General features: G+C 71.8%; 14 protein-coding genes. 4 read left to right on the top strand and 10 right to left on the bottom strand.

All coding sequences use genetic code 11. The annotated features are described in order from the left end of the window. Window positions 1-193 precede the first annotated feature (193 nt). From ACFY3I_RS21185 to atzF, 4 genes are read left to right on the top strand one after another with little or no spacing between them, the layout of a single operon-like run. Window positions 194-1,018, top strand: coding sequence for an urea amidolyase associated protein UAAP1 (locus ACFY3I_RS21185; RefSeq protein ID WP_390861958.1), 825 nt, complete (start codon window positions 194-196; stop codon window positions 1,016-1,018). Next, entirely contained in the window at window positions 1,015-1,617 is a 603-nt protein-coding gene (locus ACFY3I_RS21180; protein ID WP_390861957.1) for an urea amidolyase associated protein UAAP2, read from the top strand. The genes ACFY3I_RS21185 and ACFY3I_RS21180 overlap by 4 nt, the downstream gene beginning before the upstream one ends. Beyond that, entirely contained in the window at window positions 1,614-5,123 is a 3,510-nt protein-coding gene (locus ACFY3I_RS21175) for a 5-oxoprolinase/urea amidolyase family protein (protein ID WP_390861956.1), read from the top strand. Before ACFY3I_RS21180 ends, ACFY3I_RS21175 begins: the two co-directional genes overlap by 4 nt. Before the next feature lie 19 nt (window positions 5,124-5,142). After that, the gene (gene atzF / locus ACFY3I_RS21170; protein ID WP_390861955.1) at window positions 5,143-6,798 is read left to right on the top strand and encodes an allophanate hydrolase; all 1,656 of its coding nucleotides are present in this window, start codon (window positions 5,143-5,145) and stop codon (window positions 6,796-6,798) included. A 97-nt stretch (window positions 6,799-6,895) separates the two neighbouring features. Here the strand turns inward: atzF and ACFY3I_RS21165 are convergent, their stop codons facing one another. From ACFY3I_RS21165 to pafA, 10 genes are all read right to left on the bottom strand, one after another. Beyond that, window positions 6,896-9,748 carry a DEAD/DEAH box helicase gene (locus tag ACFY3I_RS21165; RefSeq protein WP_390861954.1) on the bottom strand — a complete coding sequence of 951 codons (2,853 nt, stop codon included), beginning with the start codon at window positions 9,746-9,748 and terminating at the stop codon, window positions 6,896-6,898. An 85-nt stretch (window positions 9,749-9,833) separates the two neighbouring features. Then, complete coding sequence (gene tatC / locus ACFY3I_RS21160; RefSeq protein ID WP_365287877.1) at window positions 9,834-10,778, bottom strand: twin-arginine translocase subunit TatC; 945 nt, start codon at window positions 10,776-10,778, stop codon at window positions 9,834-9,836. A gap of 47 nt (window positions 10,779-10,825) precedes the next feature. Then, window positions 10,826-11,110 carry a Sec-independent protein translocase subunit TatA gene (gene tatA / locus ACFY3I_RS21155; RefSeq protein ID WP_365287879.1) on the bottom strand — a complete coding sequence of 95 codons (285 nt, stop codon included), beginning with the start codon at window positions 11,108-11,110 and terminating at the stop codon, window positions 10,826-10,828. Between the two features lie 259 nt (window positions 11,111-11,369). Further along, the gene (locus ACFY3I_RS21150) at window positions 11,370-11,564 is read right to left on the bottom strand and encodes a hypothetical protein (protein ID WP_390861953.1); all 195 of its coding nucleotides are present in this window, start codon (window positions 11,562-11,564) and stop codon (window positions 11,370-11,372) included. A gap of 10 nt (window positions 11,565-11,574) precedes the next feature. Continuing rightward, window positions 11,575-11,808: a hypothetical protein gene (locus tag ACFY3I_RS21145; RefSeq protein ID WP_365288196.1), complete on the bottom strand. Its 234-nt coding sequence runs from the start codon at window positions 11,806-11,808 to the stop codon at window positions 11,575-11,577. Between the two features lie 126 nt (window positions 11,809-11,934). Then, window positions 11,935-12,948, bottom strand: a complete 1,014-nt coding sequence (locus ACFY3I_RS21140) for a helix-turn-helix transcriptional regulator (RefSeq protein WP_390861952.1) — start codon at window positions 12,946-12,948, stop codon at window positions 11,935-11,937. A 19-nt stretch (window positions 12,949-12,967) separates the two neighbouring features. Further along, window positions 12,968-13,945: a helix-turn-helix transcriptional regulator gene (locus ACFY3I_RS21135; protein ID WP_390861951.1), complete on the bottom strand. Its 978-nt coding sequence runs from the start codon at window positions 13,943-13,945 to the stop codon at window positions 12,968-12,970. A gap of 205 nt (window positions 13,946-14,150) precedes the next feature. Then, window positions 14,151-14,522: an FKBP-type peptidyl-prolyl cis-trans isomerase gene (locus ACFY3I_RS21130; RefSeq protein ID WP_390861950.1), complete on the bottom strand. Its 372-nt coding sequence runs from the start codon at window positions 14,520-14,522 to the stop codon at window positions 14,151-14,153. Window positions 14,523-14,596: 74 nt separating this feature from the next. After that, window positions 14,597-15,598, bottom strand: a complete 1,002-nt coding sequence (locus ACFY3I_RS21125; RefSeq protein ID WP_365287889.1) for an FKBP-type peptidyl-prolyl cis-trans isomerase — start codon at window positions 15,596-15,598, stop codon at window positions 14,597-14,599. A 104-nt stretch (window positions 15,599-15,702) separates the two neighbouring features. After that, complete coding sequence (gene pafA, locus ACFY3I_RS21120; protein ID WP_390861949.1) at window positions 15,703-17,064, bottom strand: Pup--protein ligase; 1,362 nt, start codon at window positions 17,062-17,064, stop codon at window positions 15,703-15,705. Window position 17,065: the final 1 nt, after the last annotated feature.

The raw sequence follows: 17,065 nt of genomic DNA, 5'->3' as shown, positions 1-17,065 counted from the left end.
CACCACGCGACCCGGCGGCCGGCGCGGCACGCGTGGCCTTCTCGACCCACCCGCGGCCCCGCTCCCCCGTGAGCCCTCGGTAACCGGGCCGGAACACCGGGGCAACGCCCCCGACCCGGCCCGCCCCTAATTTCTGTCGGGCGACAGAAACACTCCCGAGTCCCACCCGAACCCACGGAGCCGGAGGTCAGCGATGGCGACAGCCACCACGTACGGAGCCAGGGCGCATGCCCGCGCCCAGGCGGGCACCCGCGCCGACGCCATGCCCGTCGTACCGGCCACCGACTGGCCGGACCCGCCCTGCGAGGCCGGCCACCTGGTGTGGGCGGAGACGGTGGCGGGCGGCAACTACACGCACCGCGTCCTGGCCCGCGGCACCGAGCTGCGCCTGACCGACCCGCACGGCGACGCCTGCGCCCACCTCCTGCTGTACGTGGCCGACCGCCCCTGGGAGCGGCTGAACGTCGCGGACACGGTCAAGGTCCAGTGGAACGCCTACCTCGGCGAGGGGGTGCTGCTCCTCTCCGACCAGGGCCGGGTCCTCGCCTCGGTGGTCGCCGACACCTCCGGCCGGCACGACGCGCTGTGCGGCACCTCGACCCTGGTCCGCAACACCGCCCGCTACGGCGACGGCACCCCGCAGTCGCCCTCCCCCGCCGGCCGTGAACTGTTCAAGCTGGCGGCGGCGAAGAACGGCCTGGAACCACGCGACCTGGCGCCCTCCCTGTCGTTCTTCCAGGGCGTGGCGGTGCGCGACGACGGCACGCTGGACTTCACCGGCTCCGCCGGGCCCGGCGGCAGCGTCACGCTCCGCGCCGAGCAGGACCTGACCGTCCTGGTCGCGAACGTCCCGCACCCCGCCGATCCGCGCCCGGACTACGTCAGCACCCCCCTGGAGGTGCTGGCCTGGCGCGCCGAGCCCACCGCGCCCGGCGACCCGCTCTGGGACGCCACCCCCGAGGGCCGCCGCGCCTTCCTGAACACCGCCGGATTCCTCACCGCGAGGGGGCTCGCATGACCACCAGAACCGTCGTCCCGGCACGCGCCGCCTGGTCCGCCGTCCTCCGCACCGGGGAGACCCTGACCATCACCGACCTGCACGGCAACCAGGCCGTCGACTTCCTCGTCTACGACGCGCACGACACGGCGGTCCGCTACAGCGCCCCCGACACCGTGCACGCCCAGGGATCCCTCTTCCTCACCACGGGCAGCGTGCTCCTCTCCGACGAGCACACCCCGCTGATGACCGTGACCGCCGACGAGGTCGGCCGGCACGACACGGTCGGCGGCGCCTGCTCCAAGGAGTCCAACACCCTGCGCTACGGCCACCACACCTGGTCGCAGCACGCCTGCGTGGACAACTTCCTGGCCGAGGGCGCGAAGCACGGCCTCGGCAAGCGCGACCTGGTCTCCAACGTCAACTGGTACATGAACGTGCCGGTCGAGCCGGACGGCACCCTCGGCATCGTCGACGGCCTGTCGGCCCCGGGCCGGAAGGTGACGCTGCGCGCCGAACGGGACGTCCTCGTCCTGGTCTCCAACTGCCCGCAGACCAACAACCCGTGCAACGGCTTCGAACCGACCGCCGCGGAGATGACGATCGGGGCCGCCGGATGAGCTTCGACACCCTGCTGGTCGCCAACCGGGGCGAGATAGCCGTCCGCGTCATCCGCACCGCCCGCGAACTGGGCCTGCGCACGGTCGCCGTCTACTCCGACCCGGACCGCTCGGCACCCCACGTCCGCCTCGCCGACGAGGCGGTACGCCTCGGCCCGGCTCCGGCGCGGGAGTCCTACCTCGACGCCGACCTGGTCCTCAAGGCCGCGAAGGACACCGGCGCGGGCGCGATCCACCCCGGGTACGGCTTCCTGTCCGAGGACGCCGAGTTCGCCCGGCGCTGCGAGGCGGCCGGGATCGTGTTCGTCGGCCCGGCCCCCGAGCATCTGGAGCTGTTCGGCGCCAAGCACACGGCACGGGCGGCGGCCGAGGCCGCCGGCGTGCCCCTGGCGCCCGGCACCGGGCTCCTCTCCGGCCTGCCCGAGGCCCTGCGCGAGGCGTCCGCCATCGGCTACCCCGTCATGCTCAAGGCCACCGGAGGCGGTGGCGGAATCGGCATGTCGGCCTGCCGGTCCGACGCCGAACTGACCGACGCCTGGGACCGGGTGCAGCGCGTGGCCGCCGCCTCCTTCTCCTCCGCCGGGGTCTTCCTGGAACGCCTGGTCGAGGACGCCCGCCATGTCGAGGTGCAGGTCTTCGGCGACGGCGCGGGCCGGGTGGTCGCCTTCGGCGACCGGGACTGCTCCCTGCAGCGCCGCAACCAGAAGGTCGTCGAGGAGGCCCCGGCCCCCGGCCTGCCGCCCCGGGTACGCGCCCGACTCGCCGCATCCGCGCGTGACCTGTGCGCGGCCGTCGGCTACCGCTCCGCGGGCACGGTCGAGTTCGTGTACGACGCGGCCCGTGAGGAGGCCTACTTCCTGGAGGTCAACACCCGCCTCCAGGTGGAGCACCCGGTCACCGAGGAGATCTACGGCGTCGACCTGGTCGCCTGGATGCTGCGCCTGGCGCGGGGCGAGTCCGGCGTGGTCCGGGACCCGGGCGCGCCGCGCGGCCACGCCGTCGAGGCCCGCGTCTACGCCGAGGACCCCTCCCGCGACCACCGGCCCGGAGCCGGCCTGCTCACCCGGGTGGAGTTCCCGCCGGGGGTGCGCGTGGACGGCTGGGTGGAGACCGGCACCGAGGTGACGACGTCGTACGACCCGATGCTCGCGAAGGTGATCGCCCACGGTCCGGACCGCGCGGAGGCACTGCGCCGGCTGGACGAGGCGCTGGCCGGCACCCGTGTCGACGGCATCGAGACCAACCTGGGGCTGGTCCGCGCCGCCCTCGCCGAACCGGCCTTCCGGTCGGCCGCCCACTCCACCGCGACCCTCGCCGCCGTCACCGACCCGACCCCCCGGATCGAGGTCGTCACGGCGGGCACCCTCACCACGGTCCAGGACTGGCCAGGACGCACCGGCCACTGGCAGGTCGGGGTGCCCCCGTGCGGTCCGATGGACGACCGGTCCTTCCGGCTCGGCAACCGCGCGCTGGGCAACCCGGAGGGCGCCCCCGGCCTCGAATGCACCCTCGAGGGCCCGGCCCTGCGCTTCACCCACCCCACGACCGTCTGCGTGACCGGCGCCCCGGCCCCCGTGACCCTGGACGGCACCGCCGTCGCGCAGTGGGAACCGGTCACCGTCCCGGCGGGCGGGCTGCTGGAGATCGGCGCCCCCTCCGCGCACGGGCTGCGCACCTACGTCCTCTTCGCCGGCGGCGGCCTGGACGTGCCCGCCTTCCTGGGCAGCGCGAGCACCTTCACGCTGGGCCGGTTCGGCGGCCACGGGGGCCGGGCGCTGCGCACCGGTGACGTCCTGCACGGCGGCGCCGTCACGGACGGCTCGCCCGTCGCCGAGCGCCCGCGCCTCACGGCCGAGTGGCGGCTCGCGGCCGTCGAAGGCCCCCACGCCGCACCGGAGTTCTTCACCGAGGAGGACATCAGGGAGTTCTACGCGGCCGAGTGGAAGGTGCACTTCAACTCCGCGCGCACCGGGGTCCGGCTGGTCGGTCCGAAGCCGCGCTGGGCCCGCACCGACGGCGGCGAGGCGGGCCTGCATCCGTCCAACATCCACGACACCCCGTACTCGGTCGGCGCCGTCGACTACACCGGCGACATGCCGGTCCTGCTCGGCCCCGACGGGCCCTCCCTCGGCGGGTTCGTGTGCCCGGCGACCGTGCTGAGCGGCGAACGCTGGAAACTGGGCCAGCTCCGGCCCGGCGACACGGTCCGCTTCGTCCCGGTCGACGTGACCGGCGCGCCCCGCCCCGAGATCACCGACGGCGGTGTCCTGGCCCGGGACGGGGACGTGACCTACCGGCGCAGCGGCGACGACAACCTGCTGGTCGAGTTCGGCCCGATGCGGCTGGACCTGGCCCTGCGGATGCGGGTGCACGCGTTGATGGAGGCGGTGACGGCGGCGGACCTGCCCGGTGTCACGGACCTCACCCCGGGGATCCGCTCGCTCCAGATCCGGACCGACCCGGCGCTGCTCACCCAGGCCGGACTCCTCGCGGCGGTGCGGGAGATCGTTCCGGAGCTGCCGCCCACCGACGAACTGGTGGTGCCCTCCCGCACGGTCCATCTCCCCCTGTCCTGGGACGACCCGGCGACCCGCGAGGCGATCGCCCGCTACGTGGCGGGCGTCCGCGACGACGCCCCCTGGTGCCCGTGGAACATCGAGTTCATCCGCCGGGTCAACGGCCTGGACTCGGTCGAGGACGTGTACCGCACGGTCTTCGACGCGGAGTACCTGGTCCTGGGCCTCGGCGACGTGTACCTGGGCGCCCCGGTCGCCACCCCGCTGGACCCGCGCCACCGCCTGGTCACCACGAAGTACAACCCGGCCCGCACCTGGACCGCCGAGAACTCCGTCGGCATCGGCGGCGCCTACCTGTGCGTCTACGGCATGGAGGGGCCGGGCGGCTACCAGTTCGTGGGGCGTACGACCCAGGTGTGGTCGGGCTGGCAGCAGCGCGGGGCGTTCGAACCGGGCATGCCGTGGCTGCTGCGGTTCTTCGACCGGATCAGGTGGTATCCGGTGTCCGCGGCCGAACTCCTCGACCTGCGGGCCGACATCACCTCCGGCAGGTTCGTACCGCGGATCGAGGAGGGGACCTTCTCGCTGGCGTCGTACCGGGAGTTCCTCTCCGAACACGCCGGATCCGTCGCGGACTTCCGGGCACGCCAGCAGCGGGCCTTCGACGCGGAGCGCGACGCCTGGGAGGCGGCCGGCGAGTTCACCCGGGCCGAGGCGGCGACGGTACCCGCCGCCGCGGCGGCCGAGGTCTGCGTGCCGCCGGGCGGCCGGCTGGTGGAGGCCGAGTTCGCGGCCTCCGTATGGCAGCTGAACGTGGCGGCCGGTGACGAGGTGGCCACCGGCCAGACCCTGCTCGCCCTGGAGGCGATGAAGATGGAGTCCAGGGTGCGGGCGCCGATGGCCGGCGTGGTGACGGAGATCCTGGCGCGGCCGGGCGACCAGGTGGAGGCGGGGACGGCACTGCTCGTCCTGGCGCCCGCCGCGAACTGACCGACAGGAGTCACCGACCATGTCCAGCACCGTCTCCCGGATCCGTGCCGCCTACGCGCGCGTCGAAGCGGTCGACCGCCCCGAGATCTGGATCGACCTGCGTCCGCCCGAGGAGACCGAGGCGGAGGCCCGGACGATCGACGAGCGGGTGGCCGCGGGCGAGCACCTCCCCCTCGCCGGACGGCTGGTCGCCGTCAAGGGCAACATCGACGTCCAGGGGCTGCCGACCACGGCCGGCTGCCCGGCGTACGCCTACCGTCCGGCCACCGACGCCCCGGCGGTCGCCCGCCTGCGAGCGGCCGGCGCACTCGTCCTCGGCACGACCAACCTCGACCAGTTCGCGACGGGCCTGGTCGGCACCCGTTCTCCCTACGGCGCGGTCCGCAACGCGGTCGACCCGGCCCGGATCAGCGGCGGTTCCAGCTCGGGTTCGGCGGTGGCGGTGGCCCTCGGGATCGTCGACCTCGCGCTCGGCACGGACACGGCGGGCTCGGGCCGGGTTCCGGCGGCCTTCAACGGCATCGTCGGTCTGAAACCGACCCGCGGCCTGGTCCCGACCGGCGGCGTGGTCCCGGCCTGCGCCTCCCTCGACTGCGTGACGGTGTTCGCCCGCACGCTGCCGGAGGCCGAACAGGCCCTGCGCCACCTGACGGCGCCGCCCGACCGTGCCCTGCCGCCGCCGCCCCCGCGGGCCCCGGGCCCCTGGCGGATCGCGGTTCCGCCGCTCGCCCGGCTCGGGGACATGGACGAAGGATGGGCTCAGGCCTACGAAGAGGCCGTGGAGCGTCTCGCCGCGTCCGGCGCCTCGGTCCGCCCGCTCGACCTGACCCCCTTCACCGAGGCGGCGGCCATGCTCTACGAGGGAGCGTTCGTGGCGGAGCGCTACACGGCGGTGGGCGCCTTCGTCGACGGGCTGCTCGCCGCCGGCGGCGAAGGCCTGGACCCCACGGTGAGCGGCATCGTCTCCCGGGCCCGCGACATCCCGGCGCACCGCCTCTTCGCCGACCGGGACCGCCTGTCCGTCCTGCGGGCCCGCGCCCTCGCCGAGCTGTCCGACGCGGACGCCCTGCTGCTCCCCACGGCTCCCGGCCATCCCACCCTGGCCGAGGTCGCCGCCGACCCGCTGGGCGCCAACGCCCGGCTGGGCCGCTTCACCAACTCGACCAACCTCTTCGACCTGGCGGCGGTGGCGGTACCGGCCGGCGAGGTGAACGGCCTGCCGTTCGGCGTGATGCTGATCGGCCCGGCGTTCACGGACGAGCGCCTGGCCGCCGTCGCCCGCGCCCTGGAACCGCGGGTGAGCCTGGCGGTGGTGGGCGCCCACCTGACCGGCCAGCCGCTGAATCCGCAGCTCCTGGCCCTGGGAGCGGTCCTGGACCGTACGACGACGACGGCACCGGCGTACCGCCTGTACGCGCTGCGGACGGAACCGCCGAAGCCGGGTCTGGTCCGCGTCTCCGCGGACGGGGCCGCGATCGAGACGGAGGTGTGGCACCTGCCGGCGGAGGGCCTGGGCCGCCTGCTGGCGCAGCTCCCCCATCCGATGACTCTGGGCAGGGTGGACCTGGCGGACGGCACGAGCGTCCCTGGTTTCCTGTGTGAACCGGGCGCACTGGCGAACGCGGAGGACATCACACGCCACAAAGGCTGGCGGAACTACCTCGGTGGGGGGTGACACACCCGACCTGGGGGCGCTGGGGGTGCCCCCGGCCGAAGGCTGGGGGAGGAACTGCGCGACCAGCCACAGCGCACCCACACCCGTCGGACAGAGCTCACCCCACCGACGAGTAGGCCACAACCCCCCGCAGCACAAGATCAACGGCCTTCCGCGCGTTCTTCCCCACGGTCGAGCCCTCCACGGGAGAGGCCGCCGCGATCTGCCCGAGCACGTCGATGACCTGCTTGCACCACCGCACGAAGTCCCCGGCCGGCATCTCCGCCTCCCGCAGCACCTCGTCGAGACCCGTCCCGGAGGCCCACATGTACACGGCCCAGGCGAAGCCGAGGTCCGGTTCCCGCTGGCCGACGCCCTCGGTCTGGTTGATCCGGAACTCCTCCTCCAGCGCGTCCAGCCGCCCCCAGATCCGCACCATCTCACCGAGCGCCGCCTTGGCCTTGCCGGAGGGCAGCTTCGGGGCCATCGCGTCGTCCCCGACGCGTGCCTCGTAGACCAACGCCGAGACGCACGCGGCGAGTTCGGCGGGGCTGAGTCCTTCCCAGACACCGGCCCGCAGGCATTCGCTGGCGAGCAGGTCGAGTTCGCCGTACAGCCGGGCCAGCCGCTTGCCGTGCTCCGTGACCTCGTTGCCGCGCAGGTAGTCCAGCTCGGTCAGCAGCGCCACGATCCGGTCGAAGGTGCGGGCGATGGTGTTGGTCCGGCCCTCGATCCGCCGCTCCAGCTGCGTGGTGTCGCGCATCAGCCGGTGGTACCGCTCGGCCCAGCGGGCGTGGTCCTCACGGTCGTTGCAGCCGTGGCAGGGGTGCGCCCGGATCGCGGTCCGCAGCCGGGCGATCTCCCGGTCGTCCGCCGCCTGCGCCCGCTTCTTGCGGGCCCGCTCCGGCGGGATGTGCCCGGCCTTGGTGCGCAGCGCGGACGCGAGGTCCCGACGGGACTGCGGGGAACGGGGGTTGAAGGACTTGGGGATCCGCATCCGCTCCAGCGCCTCGACGGGCACCGGGAAGTCCATGGACGCCAGCCGCTTGACCTGCCGTTCGGCGGTCAGGACCAGCGGCCGCGGACCGTCGTGGTGCTCGAAGCCCCGGTGGCCGTTGGACCGTCCGGCGGGCAGGCCGGGGTCGAGGACCAGCGCGAGACCGGCGTACTTGCCCGTCGGCACGTGGATGACGTCGCCCGGCTTGAGCTTCTCCAGCGCCACCGCCGCCTCGGCCCGCCGCTCGGCCGCGCCCTGCCGGACGAGTTCGGTCTCCCGGTCCTTGAGCTCGCGCCGCAGCCGCGCGTACTCCTCGAAGTCGCCGAGGTGGCAGGTCATGGACTCCTTGTAGCCCTCGAGTCCTTCCTCGTTGCGCTGCACCTGCCGGGAGATCCCGACGACCGACTTGTCGGCCTGGAACTGCGCGAACGAGGTCTCCAGCAACTCCCGCGACCGGTGCCGGCCGAACTGCTCGACCAGGTTGACCGCCATGTTGTACGACGGCTTGAAGCTGGAGCGCAGCGGATAGGTGCGGGTGCCCGCGAGCCCGGCGAGGTGGTCGGGGCTGAACCCCCGCTGCCACAGCACCACGGCGTGGCCCTCGACGTCGATGCCGCGGCGGCCGGCGCGGCCGGTCAGCTGCGTGTACTCGCCGGGGGTGATGTCGGCGTGCTGCTCGCCGTTCCACTTGACGAGCTTCTCCAGCACCACCGAGCGCGCCGGCATGTTGATGCCGAGCGCGAGGGTCTCGGTGGCGAACACGGCCTTGACCAGGCCGCGTACGAAGAGTTCCTCGACGACTTCCTTGAAGGTCGGGAGCATGCCCGCGTGGTGGGCGGCGATACCGCGCTCCAGGCCCTCCAGCCATTCGTAGTAGCCGAGGACGTGCAGGTCCTCGTGCGGGATCGACGCGGTGCGCTCCTCGACGAGGGCGCGCACCTGTTCGCGGGCCTCGTCGTCGTTGAGCCTGAGACCCGCGTACAGGCACTGCTGGACGGCGGCCTCGCAGGCGGCGCGGCTGAAGATGAAGGTGATGGCGGGCAGCAGGCCCTCGGAGTCGAGCCGTTCGATGACCTCGGGACGGCCCGGCGTCCACACCCGGGAGCGCTGCCGGCGCTCCCGCTCGCGGTCGGCCTCGCGCATGGCGCGGCCACGCCTGCGGTCCTGGTAGGAGGGTCCGCTCGCCTCCATCCGGGCCAGCCTGGTCAGGTCGGGGTTGACGGCCTTCTTCTGGCCCTCCCCCTCCTCGAACAGGTCGTACATCCGGCGCCCGGCGAGGACGTGCTGGAACAGCGGGACGGGCCGGTGTTCGGAGACGATGACCTCGGTGTCGCCCCGGACGGTGTCGAGCCAGTCGCCGAACTCCTCGGCGTTGGACACGGTCGCCGACAGTGACACCAGGGTCACGGACTCCGGCAGGTGGATGATCACCTCTTCCCAGACGGCGCCGCGGAAGCGGTCGGAGAGGTAGTGCACCTCGTCCATGACCACGTACCCGAGGCCGAGCAGGGTCTGGGAGCCCGCGTACAGCATGTTCCGCAGCACCTCGGTGGTCATCACGACCACGGGGGCGTCGGAGTTGACGCTGTTGTCGCCGGTGAGCAGGCCGACCTTGTCCGCTCCGTAGCGGCGGCACAGGTCGGCGTACTTCTGGTTCGACAGCGCCTTGATGGGTGTCGTGTAGAAGCACTTCTTGCCCTGCTCCAGGGCGAGGTGGACGGCGAACTCGCCGACGATCGTCTTGCCGGAGCCGGTGGGGGCGGCCACCAGGACGCCCTTACCGGCTTCGAGTGCCTTGCACGCCTCGATCTGGAAGGGGTCGAGGCCGAATTCGTACATCTCGCGGAACGACGCGAGCGCGGTGGCCTGCTCGGCGGCCCGCCTGCGGGCCGCCGCATACCGCTCGGCCGGTGAGAGGTCCTCTGTCATCGTGCTTTCGAGCGTACCGGTCCCCACTGACAACAGGACGATCATTATCCGGAACAGGGGACGGCGGACGACGAAGAGGTGCCCGCGCCGTGTGGCGCGGGCACCTCTTCGTCGGGTGGATCGGACCCGGTCAGGTCACGTCGTCGTAGCCGTTGACCCGCTCCGGGGCCTCGGGCCGGGTGCGGCCCGCCGAGACGGTCTCGACCTCGTCGATCTCGTCGGGCGTGAGGTCCAGGTCGGAGGCCTCGTCGTCGGCGGGGCCCTCGGCCTCGCGGCGGCGCTTGCGCCGGTCGTTGAGGAGCGAGAAGAGCACCGCGCCGAAGTACAGCACCCAGATCGGCCCGGCGAGCGCCAGCATGGAGAGCGGGTCGGTGCTCGGGGTGGCCACGGCGGCGAAGACCGTGATCCCGAGGATCATCGCCCGCCACCAGCCGAGCATCCGCTTGCCGGTGACGATTCCGGTGAGGTTGAGCATGACCAGCAGCAGCGGCAGCTCGAAGGAGAGCCCGAAGACGATCACCATGCGGGTGACCAGCTGGAGCAGGTCGTCCAGCGGCAGCAGGTTGCTCACGCTGTGCGGGGTGAACTGGAGGAGCACCTTCGCGGTGGTCGGCAGCACCTTGTACGCGAAGAACGCGCCGCCGAAGAAGAGCGGGACGCCGGTGGCGACGAACGCGTAGGCGTACTTCTTCTCGCTGCGGTGCAGACCGGGCGCGACGAAGGCCCACAGCTGGTAAAGCCAGACCGGGGAGGCGAAGACCACACCCGCCATCAGCGAGACCTGGAGGGCCAGCGTGAAGGGCGCCAGCAGGCCGTTGATCGTGATCTGGGCGCAGGGGTGGGAGTCCGCCTTGGACCTGGCCAGTTCCCCGAAGGCCTGCTCACAGCCGACCGAGTCGAGGACCGGCTTGGTGAGGAAGTTGATGATGTCGTTGTAGAAGAAGGCGGCGACGACCGTCACGACGACGATGGCCAGCATGGCCTTCGCGAGCCGGTTGCGGAGCTCACGAAGGTGATCTCCGAGAGGCATCCGCCCCTCGGGATCCTTCTCCTGTTTGCGGGCAGACTTGGGCAACCCACGTCCTCATCTCGTGCGGCGGGCCGGGGGGCACCGGCCCTGCGTCAGCGCTGGGTGGTGTCCGACGGCTCGTTGACCGGACGGGAGCTGGTCACGTCACCGGGGGCCGCCTGGATGGTGCGCTGGGCCTGGGCCTGCTCGCCGGAGGCGGGCGCCTGGGCGGAGGAGGTGGTGTTGCCGTCTTCCTTCATGGCCTTGGCCTCGCTCTTGAGGATGCGTGCGGACTTGCCGAGCGAGCGAGCCATGTCCGGAAGCTTCTTCGCGCCGAACAGCAGGATGACGACGACAAGGATGAGAATGATCTCGGGAGCGCCGAGCCTTCCGAACATAAGTCTTTACCTTCTCACCGAGGCGGCTGGGTGGGGGCTGTCCGATCAGTCAGACGTATGTCCGAGTAATCGTGCTGACAGCGATCGTAACGCTCAGGGGTAAACGTCAGGCAATCCCCGCGCGTACGCCCGGTCCGCGGTACGGGCCTCGTTATCCGCGCCGCGATCAGCAGCGTACCTGCCGGGGTGGGCACCGTGACAGGGCGAAGTGACGCAAACCGCTTATGGCGCAGTACTCACACCGGTTGCACAACAGGGCTCAGAGGGTCTCCGCGGCGCGGGCGGCACCGGCCGCCGCCCGCTCCAGGTCCTCGGCGGCCCGGTTGATACGGCGGGCGGAGTCCGAGACCTGCGCGCCCAGGCGCCGCGCCTCCAGGAACACCCGGACGGCGAGTACGCCGAGCACGGCGAGACCCAGGAAACCCGCGGCTACCGCGAACATCGGCCAGAACATGCGGGTGAGCCTAGACGGTGGGGTGCAGGCGCAGGGTGCTGACCCCGCCGCCGGTGAGCAGTTCGACGATCCGCTCGCCCGCCGGCTTGCGGACCAGGATGTCGCAGTCGGGGCAGGTGAAGGAGTAGAACGTGGTCTTGCTGGTGGCTCCGATGGCCAGCCGCAGCGCGCTCGCGGCGAGCTCGAAATTGCCCCGGCAGTCCGGGCAGCCGGCCCTGAACACCACGGGGACCACTCTTCTCATCCCCGCGAACGCGGCCGCGACCGTCACGTCCCGCACACCTGCGACACCGGAACCCGAAGACTCGTCCAAATCCCTGGCCCTCTCCTTCTCGATCGTTCCCCTGCGGAGCGTCTCAGCCGGTCGGGCTCACTCGTGCCCTCCCGCCCCGCCGTGGACCACGGGGCCGTCGTAGGCCGCCAGGGCCGCACGGGCCGCCTCGCGGGCGCTGTCGGCCAGCTCCGGCGGCGACACGATCCGGCCGTCGCCTCCGAGCCTCAGCGCCAGCCGGCGCAGGGAGGCCGGATCGGGGGTGCGCAGGGTAATACGCAGCCCGCCGTCGGGAAGCTCATCCGCGCTGTCGTGCGGGTAGTACTCGGCGACCCAGCGGCCGGCCGGGCCGACCTCGACGACCACCTCGGGATCCTCGGCGGCGGGCTGCACCAGGGCCTCGGACAGGTCGCGCAGTTCGATCTCGGGGGGTGCCGACGGATCGTCGAGGATCCTGATCTCGGCGACCCGGTCGAGGCGGAAGGTGCGCCGGGCCTCGGAGCGGCGGCACCAGGCCTCCACGTAGGTGTGGCCGACGCTGACCAGGCGGATGGGGTCGATCTCGCGCTCGGTGACCTCGTCACGGGCCGGCGAGTAGTAGCGGATCCACAGCCGGCGGCGCTCCGAGATCGCGCGGTCGACGTCGGCGAAGACCCCGCCCTCGGACTCGAAGGTCACCGACAGCCGGGCGCTGGCGTCGCCCGCCTCGCCGGCCGCGGTCTCCACCTTGGCGGTGGCCCGCAGCAGCGCCTGCCGGTCGCCCTCGCGCAGTCCTGGCAGGGTGGCCACCGCGCGGGCGGCCACCAGCAGCGCGGTCGCCTCGTCGGCGGCCAGCCGCAGCGGCTCGGCCGCCTCCTCGCCGAGCGCGGCGGCGTTGTGCCACCAGATGCGCTCGCCGTCGGTGTCGATGTCCAGCAGGTCGCCGCCCCGGAAGCTGGTGCCGCACATGGGCAGCACGTCGAGGTCGGAGACCAGCTCGTCCTCGGTGATGCCGAAGGCCCGGGCCACGTCCGCGATCCGGGCGCCGGGGCGCTCGCGCAGATAGGTCACCAGGGAGAGCATCCGCCGGGTCTGGTCGATGGCGTTCACGGGCCTGACCGGTTTGCCTGCCACTGTCTTGCTCCGCTCCCCCTCAGCCCTTGGCCACGGCACGCAGCCGGTCCACCACGTCCGCGCGCAGTTCGGCCGGCTCCAGGACCACCACGTCCGGCCCGAACTCCACCAGCCAGGCGTCCAGGCCGTGCCCGTACGGAATCTCCAACTCGTCCCAGCCGTCGCCGAGTTCCCGGACCGCCCTGGCCTTCGCCCGAAGGGGGTAGCCGGCGCCCGAGCGCAGCCGGATCAGCGCCGAGCGGTCGGCGATCTCACCGGCCCAGCTCGCGACGGTCTCGCGGACGGTGACGACGTCCGGGACGGGCGCGGTGAAGCGGGTGCCCCGGGAGCGGACCCGGCCGGTGATCCGGGACAGCCGGAAGACCCGCTCGGCGCCCCGGTCGCGGTCCCAGCCCGCCAGGTACCAGTGGCCGCGCCAGCACTCCAGCGCCCATGGCTCCACGTGCCGGGGCTCGGGGTGGGCGGCGGTGGCCTTGCGGTAGTCGAAGAGGACCGGGCGGCGGTCGCGGCAGGCCAGCATCAACGGCTCGAAGGCGGCCTCGTGCACCGGGATGCGCGGTTCCAGGGCGCTGTGCGCCTCGTACGGGTCGACGTCCTCGGGCAGCCCGGCCGCGCGCAGTTTCTGCAGGGCGCCGCTGGCCGCGCCGGCGAGGCGGGCCTGCTGCCAGACCTTGGCGGCCAGCCCCAGGGCGGCGGCCTCCTCGGCGTCCAGGGTGATCGGGGGCAGCCGGTTGCTGTCGCGGCGGGCGAGGTAGCCGACCTCGCCGTCCAGGTTCTCGACGGTCTCGATCACCAGTCCGAGTTCGCGCAGATCGTCCTTGTCCCGCTCGAACATCCGGTTGAAGGACTCGTCCGCGCCGGCCGCGCCCCTGCCCGGTCCGGAGGCCTCGACGTATGCCTCGATGGAGTCCCGCAGCTCACGCTTGCTGAGCGGACGCCTCGTCCCGAGCAGACACAGCGCCAGGTTCATCAGCCGCTCTGCCTTGGCAATGGCCATCGACGCCCTTCGCCTTCCCTATGGTGCTCCTGACGGATGACCGTACCGCTCCGGAGTGGCACGGCAAAAGCCAGTACGCACAACGCGGGCCGAAACGGACAGGACCCGACAAACAGCAAGGGCCCGCGCACACGGCACGGGCCCTCGTCCGGCCGGTTTCCGACCGGGAACGATCAGCGCCGCCAGGGCGCCGACCTGCTCGGGGTCAGACCCCGAGCAGGTCCACGACGAAGATCAGGGTCTCGCCGGGCTTGATCGCCGGGGTCGGGCTCTGGTCGCCGTAGGCGAGGTGGGCCGGGATGGTCAGCTGGCGACGGCCGCCGACCTTCATGCCCTGCACGCCCTGGTCCCAGCCCTTGATGACCCGGCCGCCGCCCAGCGGGAAGCGGAACGGGGCGCCCCGGTTCCAGCTGGCGTCGAACTCCTCGCCGGTGCTGAACGCGACACCCACGTAGTGCACGGTGACGGTCTGGCCGGCCTGGGCCACCTCGCCGTCACCCTCCCAGATGTCCTTGATCTCCAGGTCGGCCGGGGCCGAGCCCTCGGGGAAGTCGATCTCGGGCTTGTCGATGCTCACGTCTCTAGCTCCTGCTTGTGTACGACACGGAACCCGGACAGTCTTTCATCCCCGCCCGCCTCGCGCCCGCATGACTACATCGCCGCGAGGATGTCCACCGTGAAGACCAGGGTCGACCCCTTCTTCACCACGCCGCCGCTCGGCGGGTTGTTCCCGTAGCCCAGGTCCGGCGGTACGACGACCAGCAGCCGGCTGCCCACCTTCTTCCCGGTGATGCCCTGCGCGAGACCCTTGAGGACCTCCTGCATCTGCGCGACGGCGAACTGGGCCAGCCGCCCGCTGTCGTACGTCTGCTCGAAGGTCTTGCCGCTGTCCCACACCTCGCCCTTGAACTGGCACAGGACCGTCTGCGCGGCCGCCACCGCCGGGCCGTCACCCTCCAGGATGTAGTTCGACACCAGCGTCTTCGGCGGGTCGGTCTTGGGGATGTCGACCGACGGCGCCTTCCCGTCGGTGTTGGTGCCGACCTTGGGCAGCGCGGCGTTGCTCTGCGCGACCTCCTTGCCGGTGCTGGAGCTCTTGGAGTTGAAGGAGTTCAGGATGTCCACCACGAACACCAGCGTGTCGGTGCCCTTGATGCCCGCCTGCGCGTTTCCCGACGTCCCGTAACCCCAGGTCGGCGGGACGGCCATCAGGACCCGGCTGCCGGCCTTCTTGCCGGCCAGCCCGTACCGCCAGCCGTCGATGATGCTGCCCTGGGCCAGCTGCAGGAGCAGCGGCGAACGGTCGTACGACTGGTCGAAGACCTTCGCCGTGGACCAGATCTGCCCGAGGTAGTTGGCCTGGATGAAGTCGTTCTCCGCGACCGCCTTGCCGCCGCCGGCGATCAGCGTCTTGACCGCCAGGTCCTTCGACGGTTCCCCGGAACCCTTGGCCACCGTCGGCTTCTCGTCGAACTTCGTGCCCGCCGTGATCGCCGGCAGCGGCCCGTCCACGATCTTCGGCGGTGGCACCGAGGAGGCGGAACCCGACGGCGCCGCGCTGGCCTTGCTGGAAGCGGACTTGTCGTCACCGCACGCGGCGAGTGTGACCAGTCCTGCGGGTACGGCGGCAAGGAGGAGAGAGCGTCGGCGCACGGAAACAGCCTCATCATCGGTCGATCTTGCGGATGCGTGCGCGCAACTCTACGACGTGACACGGGCGCCGTACGGAAAACGTACGGCGCCCGTGTGGCGTTCGCTCACATACCGGCGATGAGTTTCTCCACCCGGTCGTCGACCGAACGGAACGGGTCCTTGCACAACACCGTCCGCTGGGCCTGGTCATTGAGCTTGAGGTGCACCCAGTCGACCGTGAAGTCCCGGCGCTGTTCCTGGGCCCGCCGGATGAAGTCACCGCGCAGACGCGCCCGAGTCGTCTGCGGCGGTACCGACTTACCCTCGAAGATCTTCAAATCGTTGCAGATCCGAGTGGCTTGGCCCTTCCTCTCCAGCAGGTAGTACAGACCCCGGCGACGGTGGATGTCGTGATAAGCGAGGTCTATCTGCGCCACCCGCGGATGGGACATGGTCATGTTGTGCTTGGCCCGGTACCGCTCGATGAGCTTGTACTTCATCACCCAGTCGATCTCGGTGCCGATCCGGTCCAGGTCCTCGGCCTCGATCGCGTCCAGGGTGCGGCCCCACAGCTCCAGGACCTGGTCGACCGTGCCGGTACGGATACCGCGGCGCTCGACGAAGTACACGGCCTTCTCGTAGTACTCCCGCTGCACCTCCAGGGCGGAGGCCTCGCGGCCGCTGGCCAGGCGCACCTTGCGGCGGCCCGTGATGTCGTGGCTGACCTCGCGGATCGCCCGGATGGGGTTCTCCAGGGTCAGGTCCCGCATCACCGTGCCCGCCTCGATCATGCGCAGCACCAGGTCGGTGGCACCGACCTTGAGCAGCATGGTCGTCTCGGACATGTTCGAGTCGCCCACGATGACGTGCAGCCGGCGGTAGCGCTCGGCGTCCGCGTGCGGCTCGTCCCTGGTGTTGATGATCGGCCGGGACCGGGTCGTCGCCGAGGAGACGCCCTCCCAGATGTGCTCCGCCCGCTGGCTGACGCAGTACACCGCACCGCGCGGGGTCTGCAGCACCTTGCCGGCGCCGCACAGCAGCTGCCGGGTCACCAGGAACGGGATGAGGATGTCCGCGAGGCGGGAGAACTCCCCGTGCCGCGCCACCAGATAGTTCTCGTGGCAACCGTAGGAGTTGCCCGCCGAGTCCGTGTTGTTCTTGAAGAGGTAGACGTCGCCCGCGATTCCCTCCTCGTGCAGGCGTCGTTCGGCGTCCACCAACAGTCCTTCGAGAATGCGCTCGCCGGCCTTGTCGTGGGTGACCAGTTCGGTCACGTTGTCACATTCGGGTGTCGCGTATTCCGGATGTGATCCCACGTCGAGATAGAGCCGGGCGCCGTTTCGAAGAAAGACATTGCTGCTACGGCCCCATGACACGACACGGCGGAAGAGGTACCGCGCCACCTCGTCAGGCGACAGGCGGCGCTGTCCCCTGAACGTGCACGTGACGCCGTACTCGTTCTCCAGCCCGAAAATGCGGCGGTCCATG

This window comes from Streptomyces sp. NPDC001068 (assembly GCF_042897315.1).
In the GTDB taxonomy this organism is placed as follows: Bacteria; Actinomycetota; Actinomycetes; order Streptomycetales; family Streptomycetaceae; genus Streptomyces.
Note: the sequence above shows the minus strand (reverse complement) of the source record. Positions and strands in the feature narration are given on the sequence as shown.